21 protein-coding genes and 2 pseudogenes are annotated in these 20,131 nt (G+C 52.0%); all 23 read left to right on the top strand.

Annotated features, from left to right (window positions below; all coding sequences use genetic code 11):
- The first annotated feature begins 126 nt into the window (after positions 1 to 126).
- Positions 127 to 993 (top strand): energy-coupling factor transporter ATPase, encoded by an 867-nt coding sequence (locus OCV69_RS05160; RefSeq protein ID WP_022272441.1) that lies wholly within the window; start codon positions 127 to 129, stop codon positions 991 to 993.
- Positions 994 to 1,881 (top strand): energy-coupling factor transporter ATPase, encoded by an 888-nt coding sequence (locus OCV69_RS05155; protein WP_158358108.1) that lies wholly within the window; start codon positions 994 to 996, stop codon positions 1,879 to 1,881.
- Positions 1,875 to 2,675, top strand: coding sequence for an energy-coupling factor transporter transmembrane component T family protein (locus tag OCV69_RS05150; RefSeq protein ID WP_158358110.1), 801 nt, complete (start codon positions 1,875 to 1,877; stop codon positions 2,673 to 2,675). The genes OCV69_RS05155 and OCV69_RS05150 overlap by 7 nt, the downstream gene beginning before the upstream one ends.
- Before the next feature lie 42 nt (positions 2,676 to 2,717).
- Positions 2,718 to 3,455: pseudogene (truA, locus tag OCV69_RS05145) on the top strand (tRNA pseudouridine(38-40) synthase TruA); the annotation flags it as partial.
- A 383-nt stretch (positions 3,456 to 3,838) separates the two neighbouring features.
- Positions 3,839 to 4,603, top strand: a complete 765-nt coding sequence (locus tag OCV69_RS05140) for a LamB/YcsF family protein (RefSeq protein WP_158358113.1) — start codon at positions 3,839 to 3,841, stop codon at positions 4,601 to 4,603.
- A gap of 72 nt (positions 4,604 to 4,675) precedes the next feature.
- Positions 4,676 to 5,407, top strand: a complete 732-nt coding sequence (pxpB, locus tag OCV69_RS05135) for a 5-oxoprolinase subunit PxpB (protein ID WP_158358115.1) — start codon at positions 4,676 to 4,678, stop codon at positions 5,405 to 5,407.
- A complete protein-coding gene (locus OCV69_RS05130) occupies positions 5,407 to 6,504 on the top strand; it encodes a 5-oxoprolinase subunit C family protein (RefSeq protein ID WP_158358117.1) in 1,098 nt (365 codons plus the stop codon). The genes pxpB and OCV69_RS05130 overlap by 1 nt, the downstream gene beginning before the upstream one ends.
- An 11-nt stretch (positions 6,505 to 6,515) precedes the next feature.
- On the top strand, positions 6,516 to 7,343 hold the full coding sequence (locus tag OCV69_RS05125) for a putative hydro-lyase (protein ID WP_158358119.1): 828 nt from the start codon (positions 6,516 to 6,518) through the stop codon (positions 7,341 to 7,343).
- Positions 7,344 to 7,522: 179 nt separating this feature from the next.
- The gene (gene rplM / locus OCV69_RS05120) at positions 7,523 to 7,957 is read left to right on the top strand and encodes a 50S ribosomal protein L13 (RefSeq protein WP_022272449.1); all 435 of its coding nucleotides are present in this window, start codon (positions 7,523 to 7,525) and stop codon (positions 7,955 to 7,957) included.
- A 26-nt stretch (positions 7,958 to 7,983) separates the two neighbouring features.
- A complete protein-coding gene (rpsI, locus tag OCV69_RS05115; RefSeq protein WP_158358121.1) occupies positions 7,984 to 8,376 on the top strand; it encodes a 30S ribosomal protein S9 in 393 nt (130 codons plus the stop codon).
- 433 nt (positions 8,377 to 8,809) lie between these two features.
- Positions 8,810 to 9,640 (top strand): phage antirepressor Ant, encoded by an 831-nt coding sequence (locus OCV69_RS05110; protein ID WP_002576413.1) that lies wholly within the window; start codon positions 8,810 to 8,812, stop codon positions 9,638 to 9,640.
- The gene (locus OCV69_RS05105) at positions 9,637 to 9,804 is read left to right on the top strand and encodes a hypothetical protein (protein WP_009532276.1); all 168 of its coding nucleotides are present in this window, start codon (positions 9,637 to 9,639) and stop codon (positions 9,802 to 9,804) included. The genes OCV69_RS05110 and OCV69_RS05105 overlap by 4 nt, the downstream gene beginning before the upstream one ends.
- A complete protein-coding gene (locus OCV69_RS05100) occupies positions 9,785 to 10,459 on the top strand; it encodes a helix-turn-helix domain-containing protein (RefSeq protein ID WP_158358123.1) in 675 nt (224 codons plus the stop codon). Before OCV69_RS05105 ends, OCV69_RS05100 begins: the two co-directional genes overlap by 20 nt.
- Entirely contained in the window at positions 10,456 to 11,301 is an 846-nt protein-coding gene (locus OCV69_RS05095) for an ATP-binding protein (RefSeq protein WP_158358125.1), read from the top strand. The genes OCV69_RS05100 and OCV69_RS05095 overlap by 4 nt, the downstream gene beginning before the upstream one ends.
- Positions 11,302 to 11,376: 75 nt before the next feature.
- Positions 11,377 to 12,297 carry a ParB/RepB/Spo0J family partition protein gene (locus OCV69_RS05090; RefSeq protein WP_158358127.1) on the top strand — a complete coding sequence of 307 codons (921 nt, stop codon included), beginning with the start codon at positions 11,377 to 11,379 and terminating at the stop codon, positions 12,295 to 12,297.
- A 13-nt stretch (positions 12,298 to 12,310) separates the two neighbouring features.
- Positions 12,311 to 12,817, top strand: a complete 507-nt coding sequence (locus OCV69_RS05085) for a hypothetical protein (protein WP_158358129.1) — start codon at positions 12,311 to 12,313, stop codon at positions 12,815 to 12,817.
- 10 nt (positions 12,818 to 12,827) lie between these two features.
- A complete protein-coding gene (locus OCV69_RS05080) occupies positions 12,828 to 13,463 on the top strand; it encodes a DUF3846 domain-containing protein (protein ID WP_002576407.1) in 636 nt (211 codons plus the stop codon).
- An 18-nt stretch (positions 13,464 to 13,481) separates the two neighbouring features.
- A complete protein-coding gene (locus tag OCV69_RS05075; protein WP_097772871.1) occupies positions 13,482 to 13,964 on the top strand; it encodes a PcfB family protein in 483 nt (160 codons plus the stop codon).
- On the top strand, positions 13,961 to 15,718 hold the full coding sequence (locus OCV69_RS05070; protein WP_158358131.1) for a VirD4-like conjugal transfer protein, CD1115 family: 1,758 nt from the start codon (positions 13,961 to 13,963) through the stop codon (positions 15,716 to 15,718). Before OCV69_RS05075 ends, OCV69_RS05070 begins: the two co-directional genes overlap by 4 nt.
- Before the next feature lie 206 nt (positions 15,719 to 15,924).
- Positions 15,925 to 16,140: a Maff2 family mobile element protein gene (locus OCV69_RS05065; RefSeq protein WP_002576404.1), complete on the top strand. Its 216-nt coding sequence runs from the start codon at positions 15,925 to 15,927 to the stop codon at positions 16,138 to 16,140.
- A gap of 306 nt (positions 16,141 to 16,446) precedes the next feature.
- Entirely contained in the window at positions 16,447 to 17,313 is an 867-nt protein-coding gene (locus OCV69_RS05060; protein WP_158358133.1) for a VirB6/TrbL-like conjugal transfer protein, CD1112 family, read from the top strand.
- 17 nt (positions 17,314 to 17,330) lie between these two features.
- On the top strand, positions 17,331 to 17,723 hold the full coding sequence (locus OCV69_RS05055; RefSeq protein ID WP_002576402.1) for a PrgI family protein: 393 nt from the start codon (positions 17,331 to 17,333) through the stop codon (positions 17,721 to 17,723).
- A 19-nt stretch (positions 17,724 to 17,742) separates the two neighbouring features.
- Positions 17,743 to 20,130 (top strand): annotated as a pseudogene (locus OCV69_RS05050) (VirB4-like conjugal transfer ATPase, CD1110 family).
- Position 20,131: the final 1 nt, after the last annotated feature.

Genomic DNA, 20,131 nt, shown 5'->3' with positions numbered 1-20,131 from the left:
GTAAAATCTCTTGACGAACCGGAAATTATCAACTACACTTTAGGAACGAGTAAACAATCTGGAAAACGGATCAGACAGGCAGCCTGCGGCGTTCCGGCCGGACCTGCCTGGAAAGAAAGGCCAGCTATGGGAATCATACGAGCAGTAAATCTGATATTTGACTATATCAGACACGATGAAGAGACAGATAAGGACGAGGTGAGCCATGCCCTCCGGGGGGTGAACCTGGATATCGAGGAGGGGAGCTTTGTGGCCATTCTGGGCCATAATGGCTCTGGAAAATCCACCTTTGCCAAGCTGATGAACGGGATCCTCCTTCCTTCGGATGGAACGGTCTATATTTCCGACATGAAGACCAGCGACGAGGAGCATCTCTGGGACGTGAGGAAGACCGCCGGCATGGTATTCCAGAACCCGGATAACCAGATCATCGGCAATGTGGTGGAAGAGGACGTGGGCTTTGGACCGGAAAATATGGGCGTGCCCACAGACGAGATCTGGAAGCGGGTGGACCGGAGCCTGGAAGCTGTGGGAATGACGGCGTACCGTCTCCAGTCGCCCAATAAGCTTTCCGGCGGCCAGAAGCAAAGAGTGGCCATTGCAGGCGTCATGGCCATGAAGCCCCAGTGCATCGTCCTGGACGAGCCCACGGCCATGCTGGACCCCAACGGCCGCAAGGAAGTCATAAAAACGGTCCATGAGCTCAACAAACAGGAAGGGATCACGGTCCTTCTGATCACCCACTATATGGAGGAGGTCATCGACGCGGACCGGGTGGTGGTCATGGATGCAGGCCATGTGGTCATGGACGGAACGCCCAGGGAGGTGTTTTCCCGGGTGAAGGAACTGAAACGATACAGCCTGGACGTGCCCCAGGTGACGGAGCTGGCCGATGAACTGAAGGCTGCCGGCATGGAGATCCCCTGCGGGATCCTGACCATTGACGAGCTGGTGGCGGCCCTGGAGCCGCTGTTAAAAAGAAAAGAGGCTTAAATGGCAATCGAAGTAAAAAACCTGTGCCATATCTATGGACAGGATACCATATTTGAACAGTACGCGCTGAAAAACGTGGATCTGACCATCAGAGACGGGGAGTTTATCGGCCTGATCGGCCATACAGGCTCTGGAAAATCCACGCTGACCCAGCATTTAAACGGGCTTTTAAAGGCCAGCAGCGGCGATATCCTCTATAATGGAGAGAGTATTTACAGAGAAGGCTTTTCCATGAAGGAGCTGCGGAGCCATGTGGGCCTGGTGTTCCAGTATCCGGAGCACCAGCTTTTCGAGGTGGATGTGCTTACCGACGTATGCTTTGGACCGAAGAACCAGGGATTGTCCCAGGAGGAGGCAGAAGCCCGGGCAAGGGAGGCTCTGGCCTTAACCGGCCTGGACGAGAGCTTTTATAAGCAGTCCCCCTTTGAGCTTTCCGGAGGCCAGAAGCGTCGGGTGGCCATTGCGGGAGTCCTGGCCATGAAGCCGGAGGTACTGATCCTGGACGAACCCACAGCAGGCCTGGATCCCAAAGGACGGGACGATATCCTGGGCCTGGTGGCAAGGCTCCATGCCGAACAGGGCATGACGGTGATCCTGGTGTCCCACAGTATGGAGGACGTGGCCCGGTACGTATCCCGTCTGGTGGTCATGAACCATGGGGAAAAGGTTTTCGATGGGACGCCCAGGGAGGTGTTCCGCCACTATAAGGAGCTGGAGGCCATGGGCCTGGCGGCTCCCCAGATCACCTATGTGGTCCATGCCCTGCGGGAGCGGGGAATCCCGGTGGATGAGGATATCACCACGGTGGAGGAAGCGCGGGATGCGATCCTGGCTCTGTGGAAAAAGGCCAAAGGGACCGGCTGCTGCGGGGAGGATAAGACATGTTAAGAGATATTACGCTGGGCCAGTATTACCCGGTGGACTCGGTGCTCCACCGGATGGATCCCAGGACAAAGCTGTTTGGGACCCTGGTATATATCGTGACGCTGTTCATTGCGGATTCTGTATGGGCCTACGGCCTGGCCGCCCTGTTTTTGGCAGCCGCCATCCGCCTGTCCAGGGTGCCGGTAAAATTTATGGTGCGCGGGCTGAAATCCATTGTGATCCTGCTGCTCATCAGCGTCAGCTTCAACCTGTTCCTGACACCGGGAACACCGATCTTTAAGATTGGCTTTCTTCAGATGACCTGGGAAGGCCTGGAATTTGCGGCCTTTATGGCGGTGCGTCTGATCTTCCTGGTGCTGGGCTCCACGATCCTGACCCTTACGACCACGCCCAACCAGCTGACCGACGGTCTGGAAAAAAGCCTGGGCTTTATGGGAAAGATCGGAGTTCCGGTCCATGAAGTGTCCATGATGATGTCCATTGCCCTGCGGTTCATTCCGATCCTCATTGAGGAGACCGATAAGATCATGAAGGCCCAGATGGCCAGAGGGGCTGATTTTGAAAGCGGGAACCTGATCCAGAGGGCCAAGGCCATGGTGCCTCTCCTGGTGCCGCTGTTCATCTCCGCGTTCCGGAGGGCCACAGATCTGGCTATGGCCATGGAAGCCCGGTGCTACCGCGGCGGCGAGGGGCGCACAAAGATGAAGCCTCTCCGTTATGAGAAGAGAGACAGGATCACATATCTGGTTTATGCCGGATATTTCCTTCTGTTCCTGGCGGCCAAAGCCGCAGCGTAACGGGAGATGGGATCGATATAGAATATTTTGAGGGATCATTTTATGAAACGGATAAAAATGACTGTGGCATACGACGGAACGGGCTACTGCGGCTGGCAGCTGCAGCCCAACGGCGTTACCATTGAGGAAATTTTAAATGGGACTCTTTCAGAACTTCTGAAAGAGCCTGTTTGCGTTATCGGGGCCAGCCGGACGGACTCCGGCGTCCATGCCCTGGGAAATGTGGCGGTGTTTGACACGGAAAGCAGGATCCCGGGAGAAAAGCTTTGCTATGCGGTGAACCAGAAGCTGCCGGAGGATATCCGGGTGCTGGAGTCGGAGGAGGTGCCCCTGGACTGGCATCCCAGAAAGCAGAACAGCGTAAAAACGTATGAATATAAGATCTTAAACTGCCGCATCAGCGTGCCCACCCGGCGGCTGTACGCCCATTTCTGTTATTACAGCCTGGATGTGGAAAAGATGCGCCAGGGAGCCGCATATCTTCTGGGAGAGCATGATTTTTCCAGCTTCTGTTCCTCCGGCCATCAGGCGGAGGAGACGGTTCGGACTCTTTATGATATTTCGGTGGACCGGGGAACGGATGATATCATCACCATCCGGTTAAAGGGCAGCGGATTCCTCTACAACATGGTCCGGATCATTGCCGGGACTTTAATGAAGGTGGGCATGGGAGTCTGGCCGCCGGAGCATGTGAAGGAGATCCTGGAGGCCAGGGACAGGAAGGAGGCAGGGGAAACGGCCCCGGCCAGAGGGCTCACCATGGTGGGGATCGAATATGAAAAGGAACCGGCTCTTATGGTGACCGGAGAAAATGAGCACTGGAGCTACATCCTGGACCAGACAGAGCTGGAAACATCGAAAACGGCGGTGCTTAAGATCCTTTTCTGCGAGCCGGAGGAGGTGATCCGGCTGGTGCGCCGCATGGTCCACCAGGCGTACTGGAACGGCGCAGAGACTGTGTTCATAGAGGCGCCGGAGGCCTGCGGGCTGAACGGAGCGGAGACATATGGCTTTTACCGTCTGGTACAGGCGGAGAACGGCCGGTGGAGGGCTGTGGAAAAACGCCTGGTTTAGGGGACATTGGTCGCTGTCCTATTGATTTACGGGGAAAAGTCGGATAAAATAGCAGTAGGAAAAAAGAGCGAAACAGGAGGGACAGGTATATGTATTATGTGGATTTAAACAGTGATCTGGGAGAGAGCTTTGGAAATTATACCATCGGCATGGACCGGGAGATCTTAAAGTATGTGTCCTCCGCCAATGTGGCCTGCGGCTGGCACGCCGGAGATCCCATGGTTATGGCAGAGACGGTGGCCATGGCCAGGGAATACAAAACAGCGGTGGGCGCGCATCCGGGCTTTCCCGACCTTATGGGCTTTGGCCGCCGGAACATGAACGTGACGCCGGAGGAGGCCAAGGCCTATGTGAAATACCAGCTGGGAGCTCTCATGGCCTTTACTGGGAGCCTGGGAATGAAGCTCCAGCATGTGAAGCCCCACGGAGCCCTTTATAATATGGCAGCAGTGGATGAAAAGCTGGCCAGGGCCATGTGCGAGGCTGTATACGAGGTGGATAAGGATATCATCTTCATGGGGCTGGCCGGTTCTCAGATGGTGAAGGCAGCGGAGGAAACGGGCCTTAAGGCAGCCAGCGAGGTCTTTGCGGACCGGGCGTACAATGACGATGGGACCCTGGTGTCCAGAAAGCTTCCTGGCGCTGTCATAAAGGATGAGGAGCTGGCCATCCGCCGGGTGGTACGTATGGTAAAGGAAGGGACCGTGGAGACCATAAGCGGACACGAGATCGCCATCCGGGCCGACTCCATCTGCGTCCACGGGGACAATCCCAAGGCCCTGGAATTTGTGAAAAATATCCGGGAAGCCCTGGCCGCCGAGGGCGTGGAGGTACGGAGCCTGGCGGAGCGGTAAGATCAGGCGGGGACGCGGACCGGCGGCCTGGGAAAGCCGGACGGCCTGCGGAAAGAAAGGGGAGATTCTGCTGTGGAAAAGATAAAATATCTGGTTTCCGGCGACTGCACGGTCTGCGTGGAATTTGGAAATGAGATCAGCCCGGAGATCAACCGGAGGATCCGGGCGTTTAAGATCGCTTTGGAAAAGGAAGCCATAGACGGAGTGGTGGAGACCATCCCCACCTACCGGTCCTTATCAGTGGTGTACAGGCCGGAGGTGATCCGGTTCGGGGAGCTGACAAAGAAGTTTGACGCAGTCCTGGAGACCATGGACAGCATCCAGATCCCGCCGCCGTCGGTCATCGAGATCCCTGTGCTCTACGGCGGGGACATGGGGCCGGATCTGGAATTTGTGGCGGCCCATAACCATAAGACCCCGGAGGAGGTCGTAAGGATCCATACGTCCGGGGAATATCTGATCTATATGCTGGGCTTTATCGCCGGCTTCCCGTACCTGGGAGGCATGAGCCGGGAGATCGCAGCGCCGAGGCTTAAAAGCCCCCGGGTAAAGATCGAGGGAGGCTCTGTGGGCATTGCCGGGGAGCAGACGGGGATCTATCCGGTGGCGTCTCCTGGCGGCTGGCAGCTGATCGGACGGACGCCTCTGAAGCTTTACGATGCAGAACGGGAAAAGCCGGTGCTCCTGGAGGCCGGCCAGTATATAAAATTCCGCGCAGTGGACGAGGCGGAGTACGAAGCCATCGAAAAGCAGGTGGAGGCCGGTACGTACCAGTATGTGATCTTCCATAAGGAGGTGGAGTAATGGGGATCCGGATCCTGAACGGAGGTTTTCTCACAACGGTCCAGGACATGGGCCGGTACGGCAGCCAGGAAACGGGAATGGCCGTGTCCGGCGTCATGGACACCAGGGCTGCGGCACTGGCGGACATTCTGGTGGGAAACGATGAAAACGAGGCGGTCCTGGAAGTGACCATGATGGGACCCATAATGGAATTTACAGAGGATGAACTGATCGCTGTTACCGGCGGCGACCTGGGCGCAAAGGTGGACGGAAATCCCCTGCCCCGGTATGAGGCTGTCCTTATAAAGGCAGGGCAGACCGTAAGCTTCGGCGGCATGTATGGAGGGAGCCGGGCTTATATGGCGTTTGCAGGCGGTCTTGACGTGCCCGTGGTCATGGGCAGCCGCTCCACCAACCTGAAGGCGAAGATCGGCGGGATCGAAGGAAGAAAGCTGGGAGCGGGAGATGAGATCGGCTTCCGGTCGCCAAAGACCTGGCTTCCCAACATGGCCGCCAGAAAGCTTCTCCTTCCGGAGCTTTTCTCCAGAGAGCATACGCTGCGGGTGGTCATGGGGCCCCAGGACGACTGCTTTACAGAGGAAGGGATCTCCACGTTTTTAGGAAGCGCCTATACCATTTCCAACGAGTATGACCGTATGGGCTGCAGGATGGAGGGACCAGTCATTGCCCATAAAAACGGCGGAGACATCATCACTGACGGCATCAGCTTCGGCGCGGTCCAGGTGCCGTCCCATGGAAACCCCATTGTGATGATGGCAGACCACCAGACCACCGGCGGATATACAAAGATCGCCTGTGTGGTCTCCGTGGACCTTCCGGAGCTGGCCCAGTGCATGCCCGGCCATACGGTCCGCTTTAAGAAGATAGGGATCGAAGAGGCCCAGGAGCTATACTGTCAGTGGCGGGATTATCTGAAACGGCTGGAGAAAGAGCTGAACTGCCCTGCGGAGCCTGCATCAGAGTTACAGGCAGTGGGACTGGCAGCAGCGGTAAACGAGGACCGGAGGTACTGGGGAGACCATGGGACCTACCGGGTGGTGGTCAATGGAACAGAATTCCTGGTGGAGCTTAAGCGGGAAATAGAACAGTTCCGGTAAAGGAGGAAGAGATGGCTTTTGATATTACACCGTATGTGGATAAGACACCGGCAGAGGTACGGGAACTGATCCGGGAGGGAGTGATCGATTTCCCCACTGCCGGTATGTGTCGGGGATACGCCCAGGCGAACCTGGTGATCCTGCCGCCGGAGTATGCGGCAGATTTTGAAGAATTTACCAGAAGGAATCCGTTTGCATGCCCCGTTCTGGAGATCGTCCGGGGAACGCCGGAGACCCATGATATGGGAGAGGGAGCCAATATCGTTACAGATATCCCCAGGTACCGGGTCTATGAAAACGGAGTCTTCACAAAAGAGCTTACAGACGCGTCTGCATACTGGAAAGAGGGATATACGGGCTTTCTCATCGGCTGCTCCTTTTCCTTTGAGGAGGCGCTGATGGAGGCTGGGATCCAGGTACGCCACATTGCCCAGGGCCGGAACGTGCCCATGTATAAGACGAATATAGAGACTGTGAAGGCCGGCCCCTTTGAGGGCCCCATGGTCTGCTCCATGCGGCCCATGACGCCGGAGAATGCCCAAAAGGCGTATGCGATCACAGAAAAGATGCCCAATGTCCATGGTGCTCCGGTCCATATGGGAGATGGGGCGGAGATTGGGATCAGGGACATCATGAAGCCGGATTACGGCGATGCAGTGGATCTCTATGAGGGAGAGATCCCCGTATTCTGGCCCTGCGGCGTGACCCCTCAGGCAGCAGTGGAGCATGCAAAGCCGCCGGTGGTCATTACCCATGCGCCCGGACATATGTTTATCACGGATATTAAAAATTCTGAGCTCAACGGATACCTGGAGACCCGGAAGAGGAAGGCGGAGTAAAACCGGAAAAACCTTGATTTTTCGGCTGGATTTCGAGAAAAAATGGTTGACACACCCGGAAGAGTATAATATAATGTATAACTGTGACATCGGTTGAAAATACTGTTACCAAAGCCCCGGAAGCAGTGTTTTACGATAAATGAACAAAGTTGAGTTAAGCACAAACAGGAGGTCAACCCATGAAGAGCTTTATGGCTAGTCCGGCAACAATCGAAAGAAAATGGTATGTAGTTGACGCTACGGGATATACATTAGGACGTTTAGCATCTGAAGTAGCTAAGGTATTAAGAGGAAAGAACAAACCGATCTTCACTCCTCACATCGACTGCGGCGACTACGTGATCGTAGTAAATGCTTCCAAGGTAAAAGTAACAGGTAAGAAGTTAGACCAGAAGGTATATTACAGCCACTCCGATTATGTGGGCGGAATGAAAGAGACCACATTAAAAGAGATGATGGCTAAGAAGCCCGAGAAGGTTGTTGAGTTAGCAGTTAAGGGTATGCTCCCGAAGGGACCGTTAGGAAGAAGCATGATGACTAAGCTTCACGTATACGCTGGCGCTGACCACGAGCAGGCAGCACAGAAGCCGGAAGTATTAGAAATCAAATTTTAATCGAGGTCTGAAAGGAGGAAATCACAATGGCTAACGCAAAATTCTACGGAACAGGAAGAAGAAAAAAATCTATCGCCAGAGTATATCTTACTCCGGGTACAGGTAAGATCACTATCAATAAGAGAGACATCGACGAGTATCTTGGTCTTGAGACCTTAAAGCTCATCGTTCGTCAGCCGCTTGTTGCTACTGAGACAGCTGACAAGTTCGACGTATTAGTAAACGTTCGCGGCGGCGGATGCTCCGGACAGGCTGGCGCTATCCGTCACGGCATCTCCAGAGCCCTGCTTCATGCAGACGCTGAGTACCGTCCGGTATTAAAGAAGGCTGGTTTCTTAACAAGAGATCCGCGTATGAAAGAAAGAAAGAAGTACGGTCTCAAGGCAGCTCGTAGAGCACCTCAGTTCAGCAAGAGATAATCTACAGCTTAATAATGCTAAAAAAGCCCGGAAATACGCCATTTTCCGGGCTTTTTCTATGCCTGAAATCGCCTGATTTCGATGGTGAAATTTGAGGAAATATGACTTCAAATTAACCCATTTTGATGGGTTTACCATGGGTTTACGGCCTATTTTTGAGCCTAATGGGTGGGAAAATGGGTTTACAGAAGGCCATTTTGGAGGGGAAATTAGCCCCATATCCTTGACAGATTTTCGGCAAAAATCCGGCTGAAACGGAATGAAAAACAGTGTCAGGTTCGTTTGGCGAGTTCTGACGAATTCTGCAAAAATTTAATATCAGGTATCCTGTTACATAGAGCCTTGGCTCATTCTTTGAAAACGAGAATGGGTCGAGGCTCTATTTTTTTCGCCCGAAATCCGGCGAGACAAATTTGAGCAGGAGGTAACAGGTATGACGGATTTCAATCAGAAGACCCATGACACCGATGTGGGCAGTCATGGCGGACAGTCAAGGCAGATGATGGAGGTGTTTGAGAACCAGGAGTTTGGTTCGATCCGCGTGTTGCAAGAGGCGGGCAAGACCTTCTTCTGTGCAAGCGATGTGGCGAAAGCGTTGGGGTATGTGAATCCCTACGCCGCAGTGAAACGCCATTGCAGAGGCCCCCTAACGAAACGCGAGGGGGTCGTTCAGAAGGTGAATCAGTATGGAGATGCTGGAGAGCAGGTCGTTGAAATCTCCTTTATCACAGAAGGCGATGTTTACCGGCTGATCGTTCACAGCAAGCTGCCATCGGCAGAACGATTTGAACACTGGGTGTTTGATGAAGTTCTTCCTTCCATTCGCAAGCATGGTGTGTATATGAGCGATTCCATTTTGGATCAGGTGATTCAGCATCCGGAGGTCATCTACACACTGGCACAGGAGCTTGTAGCCGAGAGAGAGCAGCTTGAGGGTATCCGCAAACAGCTGGATGCGGCACAGCCCAAGGCAGACTACTTCGACACCTTTGTAAATTCGGAGGATTGCACCTGCATCCGGAATTTCTGTAAGGAAATCGGAATCCCGGAGAAGACGGCAGTGGCTCTCTTATTGGATCATCGCTATTTGTACCGCAGTCCGAGTGGCTGGCTGATGCCTTTTGCAGACAAATCTGCAAGGGGCTATTTTATTGTCCGGGATTGCTACGGCAGAAGCGGAAAACTGGTGCAGCAGACGAGAGTGACCTGCAAGGGAAAGAATCATCTCTTCAAGTTGTTTAAGAAATGGGGTGTGATCGAATGACGCTTTTTACAGAGGGACGCCTTCAGGCGTTTGAACGCATGATGCAGGATACCGGCAAATACCATCGCCGAGAGGACAGCGAAGATCGTCCGCGCAAATGTCCGAAGAAAAAAGCGGAGCCTGCGAAAAAGGATGGTGAGCACCATGCCGGTATTCAGGGTTGAGAAGAACAGCAATTACACAACAATGTGCAATTACCACCTGCGGGATCAGGGTCTCAGCCTGAAAGGGAAAGGACTTCTCTCCATGCTGCTCAGTTTGCCAGACACATGGAACTATTCGGTACGGGGGTTATCTTCGATTACGCCGGATGGCGTAGATGGAGTGCTTACGGCTCTGAAGGAGCTGGAGCGTCTTGGGTATCTGGAAAGGAACCAGCAGCGTGAGAGTAACGGTCGGATGGGCAGAGCTGAGTATGTGATTTATGAGATGCCAAGGAAAAAGCCGTGTTCGGAATCACCGTGTACGGAAAAGCCGTATGCGGTAAATCCGGATACGGACACACCGGTTACGGAAAATCCCGCGCAATTAAGTACTAATAGAACAAGTACTGAAACAATCAATAAAAGAGAGAAGAAGGAAATCCAACACCTGTATGGCTCATACGAAAATGTCCTTCTTTCTGACACGGAATACGGCAAGCTCCGGCAGGAGTTCCCAGGAGATTATCAGATGCGAGTGGAACGGCTCTCTGAGTATATGGCCTCCACCGGCAGGAGCTACAAAAACCACCTTGCAACAATCCGGAGCTGGGCAAAGAGAGAAAAGCCGAAGTATAACCCGGCAGACTACACATTTGAGGAAGGAGACAGCCTATGAGCGACATGGTGCCTGAAGTTTTGAATGCGGCGTTGGATTCGCTCTTTACGCCGAAAGAACCCGGAGAGCTGGAATACCAGGGCGATGACGGACTGTTGTATTGCAGAAACTGCCATACGCCGGTGCAGTGCAGGGTAAAGCTCTGGGGCAGAGACAAGATTGTTCCATGCCTTTGCAGATGCCAGCAGGAAGCGATGGCGGAGAAGAAACGCCAGGATGAGCTGCTGGAGCGGCAGCGTAGAATCAGGCAGCTGAAAGCAACTGGGATTCAGGAAAAGCATCTTCTGGAATGGAATTTTGACGTTGCAGAAGACAACAAGGATATCCAAATGGCAAAACGCTATGTGGAGCAGTGGAAAAAGGTCAAGGCTGAAAACCTTGGCCTTTTGTTATGGGGAGATGTCGGAACTGGAAAGTCCTTTGTGGCGGCATGTATTGCCAATGCGCTGCTGGATCAGGGCATTCCGGTTTTGATGACGAACTTCTCTAAAATCCTGAACCAGATGGGGGCTATGTATTCGGAAGAGCGATACCGGTATATCGCTTCGTTTTCCAACTATTCTTTGCTGATTCTGGATGATCTGGGGATTGAGCGCAGTACCGAATATGCGTTGGAGCAGGTCTATGCCGTCATTGATGAACGGTACAAGGCCGGGCTTCCGGTCATTATCACAACCAATCTGAAGATTGCAGAAATCCGCAATCCGCAGGATGTAGCATACGCCCGGATTTACAGCAGGATTTTGGAAATGTGTACGCCGGTGCGAATCAGCGGAGAGGACCGCAGAAAGGGCATTGGAAAAGAAAAACAGCAGGTCGTTAAGGAGGTACTTGATCTATGAAGTGCAAGGCAAAAAAGGCGTTTTTCGCAGGTAAGAATGACATCTATCACCGCTGGAAGGAGGTTAAGAATCTGAATGGCAAAAGCAAAAACCAGTATTACAACAGAAAACCGCAGTGGCTCAGCTGCCGACGCTGCGGCTAAGGAGCAGCGGACGGAGATGCCGCTTTCTGACCTGCATCCCTTTGAAGGACATCCCTTTAAGGTGCTGGACGATGAGCTGATGGAACAGACTGTGGAGAGCATCAAGCAGATCGGTGTGGTATCACCACTGATTGTCCGTCCTGACCCGGAAGGCGGATTTGAAATTCTTTCAGGACACCGCAGACTTCATGCGGCGCAGCTGGCAGGTTTGGAGACTGTGCCGGTCATCGTTAATGAAATGGACGATGATGCGGCAATCATTTTCATGGTGGACAGCAACTTGCAGCGGGAAAATATCCTTCCCAGCGAGAGAGCGTTTTCCTACAAGATGAAGTTGGAGGCAATGAAGCATCAGGCAGGAAGGCCATCGAAAGAAAACGATTCCCAACTTGGAAATAATTTTGGAAAACTGTCGAGCGAGGAAATGGCGGAAGAACTTGGCACAAGTAAAAATCAGATTTTTCGCTATATTCGCCTTACAAACCTGATTCCCGAAATTTTGGATATGGTGGATGAGAAGAAAATCGCCTTCAATCCGGCAGTAGAGCTTTCCTATCTGAAACCGTCTGAACAGAAAGAATTTCTGGAAGCAATGGACTATGCACAGGCATCTCCATCCCTGTCGCAGGCACAGCGGTTGAAAAAACTCTCGCAGGAGGGCGGCTGCACCTTGGATGCCATGTGTGAAGTGATGAATGAAATCAAAAAGGATGAGCTTGACCATGTGACGATTAAAAACGAGGTTCTTCGGAAGTATTTCCCAAAATCCTATACACCGAAGCAGATGCAGGACACGATTATCCGGCTGCTGGAAAAGTGGCAGCGAAGTAAACAACGAGACATGGAACGATAAGAAGGAGATTATTATGATGATGAACTTTAAGAAGAATCAGAACAACGCAGTGTGCAGCATGGACTGCAAGAATTGCCCGAACGGTGCATCGCAGCCGAATCCGATGGATGATCCCATGTTTGAGAAGTCCATTGCGATGCTTCATAACTGGGTGATGCTGGAGGCAATCCGTGAAGATCACCCGAAGGAACGCATTGTGATGGTGATCCTGCCGGGGGCTGGCGGCGAACTTCTGACCGAGGCTGGCAGTCGAGACATCTTTGAGGATGTTTACGATGAGATGGAGGCTGATCTGGTGGCAGATGGGGAACTGCTTCTCCATTATGATAAGAGCGATGTGATCGAGACTGACAGAACCCGCTATCTGTTGGGAGCTGCGGAGGTTTCGGAAATCGACCAGAACGGCAACGAATGCAGCATCAATCTGTTTACGCTGGAACGCACCATCGACTATGTGAACGAGAACCTGACGGTGGTTTCCATTGGCGGCGAGTTGGTTCCGGCACTGCGCCTGATCTAAGGAGGTGCCTATGAAGAAATTTGATGTGGAGATTACAGAGACTCTCCAGAGAAAGGTTTCCGTGGAAGCTGCCTCACAGGAAGATGCGGAACGCATGGTGACGCAGGCGTGGAACAATCAGGACTATGTTCTGGATTCCGGCGATTTCACCGGTGTGGATTTCAAGACCGTTGGAGAACATGAATTGGCAGAGACCAGGACAATGGATGTGCTGCTGGTACAGCCCAATGCCTATCCGAAGAAAATCAGTGTTGGCACGGAGCTGGAAGATTTGCAGGCCATGGTCGGCGGCGATATTGAAGTCACCTATCCATTTGAGGATGAAGTGGCCATTATTCTGAATGAATCCGGCAAAATCAATGGTCTGCCGCTGAACCGTGCGATTTACACCGAAGACGGGGATATGCAGGACATTTATGCCGGTGATTTTCTGGTGGTAGGGCTGACAGAGGATGACTTTGGTTCTCTGACTTCGGAGCAGATGCAGAAATTTGAGGAACAGTTCCATCAGCCCCAGATGTTCGTTCGTATGGGTCGCAGCATCATGGCGATTCCGGTTCCGGATGACATGGTGAAGAAGATGGAGGAAAAGGCTGCAAAGCCCCAAGAAAAGAGCAAACCTGCACCGGATCGGGATAGTTTGTAAGGAAGGAGGCGGAGATTCATGCAGGAAGAAGTTGAAAATCGTACCGTCAATCTGGCAATCAGCACCACGAAATTGACCTTTCGCACCATCGTGAATGGCTATAATGCGTGGAAACGGCACCATCAGGCAAAGGTGGCTCAGAAAACAGCGCAGCTGCCGGTTGGAAAGCAGAGCATCAAAGAACTGATCGGTCAGAATCAGGGAGTCAGCAGTATCCCCATTGAGAAAACGGATTTGAAAGGCTTTGAACAGGTGGCACGGAAATATGGTGTGGATTATGCCATTACGAAAGACCAAAATGTAATGCCACCCAAGTACACGGTGTTCTTTAAGGCGAAGGATGCGGATGCACTGACTTCCGCTTTTGAGGAATTCACCAACCGAAAGCTGAAAACAAAGGAAAAACCGAGTGTTCTGGAGCAGCTTAACAAGCTCAAAGAGCTGGTTGCTGCAATTCTTCCGGATAAGGTTCGCCACAAAAGTCAGGAGCGTGATCTATGAGTAATAAGACAAAGAAGCAGCTGCTCCTGAACCTGCCGTACTTCATTGCCGGTCTTGTATGTACCAATCTGGGAGAAGCGTGGAGAATTGCCGAGGGCGCAGACATGTCTGAAAAGCTCCTTGGCTTTCTTTCTGCCCTGGGTGCAGCCTTTTCCAATCCGATGCCAAGTCTGCATCCGATGGATTTGTTGATTGGTGTGTGCTGCGGAGCGGGTCTGCGGCTTGCTGTGTACCTGAAAGGCAAAAATGCCAAGAAATATCGCCATGGCATGGAGTATGGCTCTGCTCGTTGGGGTACGCAGAAAGACATCGAACCGTTTGAAGATCCAGTGTTTGCAAACAATGTGATTCTGACCCGGACGGAGCGGCTGATGATGGGCAACCGCCCGAAGAATCCGGCAAATGCCCGAAACAAAAACGTGCTGGTGGTGGGCGGCTCCGGCAGCGGCAAGACCCGGTTTTGGCTTAAACCCAATCTTTTACAATGCCACAGTTCCTATGTGGTCACTGACCCGAAAGGCGATATCGTAATCGACTGCGGCCAAGCCCTTTTGAAGAACGGATACAGTATCCGGATTTTCAATACTATCAATTTTAGAAAGTCGATGCATTATAATCCCTTCGCGTATATTCACAGCGAAAAGGATATTTTGAAGCTGACCACAACGCTCATTGCCAACACCAAAGGGGACGGCAAGGCCGGTGACGAATTCTGGACGAAGGCAGAGACCTTGCTGTATTGTGCTTTGATTGGTTATATCCACTATGAGGCACCGCTGGAAGAGCAGAACTTTGCAACGCTGATTGAATTCCTGAATGCGATGGAAGTACGCGAGGATGATGAAACCTTTCAGAATCCAGTGGATCAGATGTTTGAAGCTCTGAAAAAGAAAAAACCGAACCACTTTGCTGTCCGCCAATATGCCAAGTTCAAGCTGGCGGCGGGCAAGACCTTAAAGTCGATTCTGGTGAGCTGCGGCGCACGTCTTGCTCCCTTCGATATTGAGGAAGTCCGTGATATCACTATGTACGATGAGCTGTCGCTGGATACGGTGGGAGATAAGAAAACGGCTCTGTTCCTCATTACGAGCGATACAGACCCGACTTTTAATTTCCTGATTTCCATGATTTACACACAGCTGTTTAACCTGCTGTGCGAAAAAGCGGATGATGTTTACGGCGGCAGACTGCCGGTGCATGTGCGCTGCCTGATTGATGAGTGTGCGAACATTGGTCAGATTCCGAATCTGGAAAAGCTGGTAGCCACCATCCGATCAAGAGAAATCTCGGCGTGTCTGGTGCTTCAGGCACAGAGCCAGTTGAAGGCAATCTACAAGGACAATGCCGATACCATCATCGGCAATATGGATTCCCGTATTTTTCTTGGCGGTTCGGAGCCGACTACGCTGAAAGAGCTGAATCAGGCACTGGGGAAAGAAACGATTGATCTGTACAACACTTCCGATACCAGAGGTAATAGCCCATCCTACGGCACCAATTACCAAAAAGTCGGGCATGACCTGGCCTCGGTGGATGAACTGTCTGTGTTGGATGGCGGTAAGTGCATTTTGCAGCTGCGCGGTGTGAGACCGTTCAAGTCAGATAAATATGATCTGACCCAGCATCCGAACTACAAGCTCACTGCCGGTGCTGATAAGAAAAACACGTTCAGCATCGAGGCGTTTCTTGACCATCGGCTGAAACTCAAGCCCGGTGATAAGTACGAAGTGCTTAATGCAGATCATGCCAAGTAAGTTCGTTCCGGTGACGAAGATGTCATAGGTGTGCTGTTGGCAACAGAATAAGAAGGGGCGGCGAGCTGCCGCCTCTTTACATAGCCAGGTTTCTGATTGGGATTGGAAATCTGGCTATATGTTTGCCCATTTGCAGGTGCACATGCAGATGGAAAATCACTATTCATCAGCCCACAAGGGCGCATCGTACAAGGAGGTACACATTTATGGCATTTTTCAATAGCGCAGTAACCGTTCTTCAGACTCTCGTTATCGCACTGGGTGCCGGTCTCGGTATCTGGGGAGCCATCAACCTGCTGGAAGGCTACGGCAACGACAACCCTGGTGCAAAGTCTCAGGGCATGAAGCAGCTCATGGCTGGCGGCGGCGTGGCACTGATCGGCACGACTCTGGTTCCACTGCTTTCCGGTCTGTTCGGTTAAGCGAAAGCTGTCGGAGCGAAGATTCCGACCGGGCGGCGAAAGCTGCCTGTTACATAGTCAGGTGCAGGCAATATCCGCAGCTGGCTATTTTCTGCGCTCTCCGGCAGGTGCACATGTTGGAAGTTTGGCGCATAACCGCAGTTTAGAATCGCACCGGCTGATAGGCCGGACAAGTTACAGGAGGACAAATCTATGGCGTTTCTTACTACAACTGCATCGGCACTGTCTCTTTTCTCACAGCTGTTCATGCTTCTGTCCCGGATGGCGAAGCTGTTCGGTGTGTTTGCGTAAGGAAGGAGGCGGCTCATGCAGAGTATCCTTGAACAGATCACAGATTGGCTCAAGAGCATGATCATCAGCGGTATCATGGGAAATCTTTCAGGGATGTTTGATTCGGTCAACCAACAGGTTGGACAGATCGCAGGCGATGTGGGAACCACACCGGCGAACTTTTCACCTGCGGTTTTCTCTATGATCCGTAACATCTCGGAATCCGTGATCCTGCCCATTGCCGGAATGGTGCTGACATTCATCGCCTGTTATGAGCTGATCCAGATGCTCATCGAGCATAACAATCTGGCAAATTTCGAGACGTGGACATTTTTCAAATGGGTCTTTAAGACCTTTCTGGCAGTGACTCTGATCTCGAACACATTCAATATCACGATGGCTGTCTTTGATGTGGCGCAGCAAGTGATCTCCCGAAGCGGCGGTCTGATTTCCGGCAATACGTCCGTCAGTGATGCGACCCTGACAGCAATGCAGGCTACATTGGAAGGAATGGACTTGGGACCGCTGCTGGGACTGTATTTGCAGACCTTTGTGGTTCAGTTCACGATGCTGGCATTGTCGGCTATTATCTTTGTTATCGTGTATGGCCGAATGGTGGAAATATATCTCATGGTGAGCCTTGCGCCGATTCCGTTCGCAACCTTTGGAAACCATGAGCAGAGCCATACCGGTCAAAACTACCTGCGTTCCCTGTTTGCACTGGGATTCCAAGGCTTTCTTATCATGATCTGTGTAGGCATCTATGCAGTTCTGATTCAGAACCTGTCCTTTTCGGATAACATCATCAGCAGCATTTGGGGCGTTATGGGCTATACGGTTTTGCTGGCATTTACACTGTTTAAGACGGGAAGCCTTGCGAAATCCGTGTTTGCAGCGCACTAAGGAAGGAGGAATGATTCATGGCATCTTATATTTCTGTGCCGCGAGACCTTTCAAAGGTCAAAACCAAGGTCTTTATGAACCTGACCAAACGGCAGATTCTCTGCTTTGGAGCCGGTGCGCTGATTGGCGTTCCGGTTTTCTTTTTGCTCAAATCCAGCGGAAATCTGAGCCTTGCCGCACTTGGCATGATGGCAGTGATGCTGCCGCTTTTCTTTCTTGCCATGTACGAGAAAGACGGTCAGCCGCTGGAAGTGGTGGCAAAGCACTTCTATGAGGCAAAGTTCAAGAGGCCGAAAACGCGGCCTTACAAAACAAAAAATTACTATGCACTGCTGGTGCAGCAGGCAGATGTGGAAATGGAGGTAAATCGCATTGTTCAAAATTCTCGAAAAGCTGACAGCGAAGAATAAAAAGCAGGATGACATCCGAATGCCGTCCCATCTGTCAGCCGCAGAGCAAAAACAGGTGCAGACGGTGATTGACCGTGCAAGGGGTGACAGCACGGTTCCGCACTCAGCTCAGGATAGCATTCCCTTTCAGCGGATGTTCCCGGATGGTATCTGCCGTGTGACGGACAACTACTACACCAAAACCATTCAGTTTCAGGACATCAATTACCAGCTGGCACAGCAGGAGGATCAGACGGCTATCTTTGAGGAATGGTGCAGCTTCCTGAACTTCTTTGATTCCAGCATCCGCTTTGAGCTTTCTTTTATGAATATGGCTACGGATGCCTCGAATTTTGAGAAGATGGTGCGTATCCCGTACCAGAAGGATCATTTCAATCCGGTGCGCACGGAGTACAGCACCATGCTGCGCCGCCAGCTTGCCCAGGGCAACAACGGCCTGACCAAGACGAAGTACCTGACGTTTGGCATTGAGGCGGAATCCATGAAACAGGCAAAGCCGAGGCTCATTCACATCGAGATCGACCTGATGAACAACTTCAAACGCTTGGGTGTCCGGGCAAAATTGCTGAACGGCAAGGAACGGCTTCATCTGATGCACGATATGTTCCACATGGGTGACAATGACCGATTCAATTTCGATTGGAAGTGGTTGCCGGAGAGCGGGCTGTCGGTAAAGGACTTTATTGCACCGACCGGTTTTGCCTTTCCGAAGAACCGTATTTTTCAGATGGGCGGGATGTATGGCTCCATGTCCTATCTCCAGATCACGGCTTCCGACCTGTCGGATCAGCTGCTGAAGGATTTTCTGGATATGGAATCCAGCCAGATCGTGACTATGCACATTCAGTCGGTAGACCAGAATAAAGCAATCAAATCCATCAAGCACACCATTACGGAGCTGGATCGTTCCAAGATTGAGGAACAGAAGAAAGCTGTCCGTTCCGGATACGATATGGACATCATTCCGTCAGATTTGGCAACTTACGGCAAGGACGCAAAGGCACTGCTGAAGGAATTGCAGAGCCAGAATGAGCGTATGTTCCTGCTGACCTTTCTGGTGATGAACACCGGCGAGACGGAGCAGGAGCTGGAAACCAATGTGTTTCAAGCTTCCAGTATCGCGCAGAAGTACAACTGCAACCTGCGCCGTCTGGACTTTCAGCAGGAGCAGGGGCTGATGAGCTGTCTGCCGCTGGCACAGAACCTGATTGAGATTCAGCGCAGCATGACTACCAGCAGCACGGCAATTTTCGTTCCGTTTACCACCTAGGAACTGTTTCAGACCGGGAAAGAGGCTCTGTACTATGGGCTGAATGCTCTGTCCAACAACCTGATTATGGTTGACCGGAAAAAGCTCAAAAACCCCAACGGGCTGATTCTGGGTACTCCCGGTTCCGGTAAATCCTTCTCTGCCAAGAGAGAAATCGCCAATGCGTTCCTGGTGACGGATGACGATGTAATTGTGTGCGATCCTGAAGCCGAGTACACGGCACTGGTGAAGAAATTTGAGGGGCAGGTCATTAAAATCAGCCCTTCCAGCACGCAGTATATCAACCCGATGGACATCAATGCGAACTATTCGGAAGAGGATAATCCGATTGCCCTGAAAGCAGATTTCATCCTGTCCCTGTGTGAGCTGATCGTGGGCGGAAAAGAAGGCTTGCAGCCGGTAGAAAAGACGGTCATCGACCGATGTGTTCATCAGATTTACCAGACCTATTTTGAGAATCCGGTGCCGGAGAACATGCCGGTGTTGCAGGACTTGTACGAGGCACTGCTCCGGCAGGATGAAAAGGAAGCACACCATGTGGCAACGGCACTGGAAATCTATGTGACCGGTTCGCTGAACCTGTTTAACCACCGCACCAACGTAGATATCAATAACCGGCTGGTCTGCTATGACATCAAGGAGCTGGGCAAGCAGCTGAAAAAGATCGGTATGCTGGTGGTGCAGGATCAGGTCTGGGGGCGTGTAACCGCCAACCGCAATGCCGGTAAAGCCACCCGCTACTATATGGACGAGTTCCATCTGCTTTTGAAAGAAGAGCAGACAGCGGCTTACAGCGTGGAAATCTGGAAGCGATTCCGTAAATGGGGTGGTATTCCCACCGGCATCACCCAGAACGTAAAAGATCTGCTTTCTTCCCGCGAAGTGACGAACATTTTTGAGAACAGCGACTTCATTTATATGCTGAATCAGGCAGCCGGTGACCGTCAGATTCTGGCGGATCAGCTGAATATCAGCCCGCACCAGCTGTCCTATGTGACTCACTCCGGCGAAGGCGAAGGACTGCTGTTCTACGGAAATGTGATTTTGCCGTTCGTTGATCGTTTCCCGACCGATCTGGAACTGTACCGGATTATGACGACAAAATTAACCGAAGTTCAGGAAGCAAAGGAGGCGTAAG

The sequence above is a fragment of the Alitiscatomonas aceti genome, assembly GCF_025567195.1.
Taxonomy (GTDB): Bacteria; Bacillota; Clostridia; order Lachnospirales; family Lachnospiraceae; genus Alitiscatomonas; species Alitiscatomonas aceti.
This window is presented reverse-complemented; position numbering and strand designations above follow the sequence as displayed.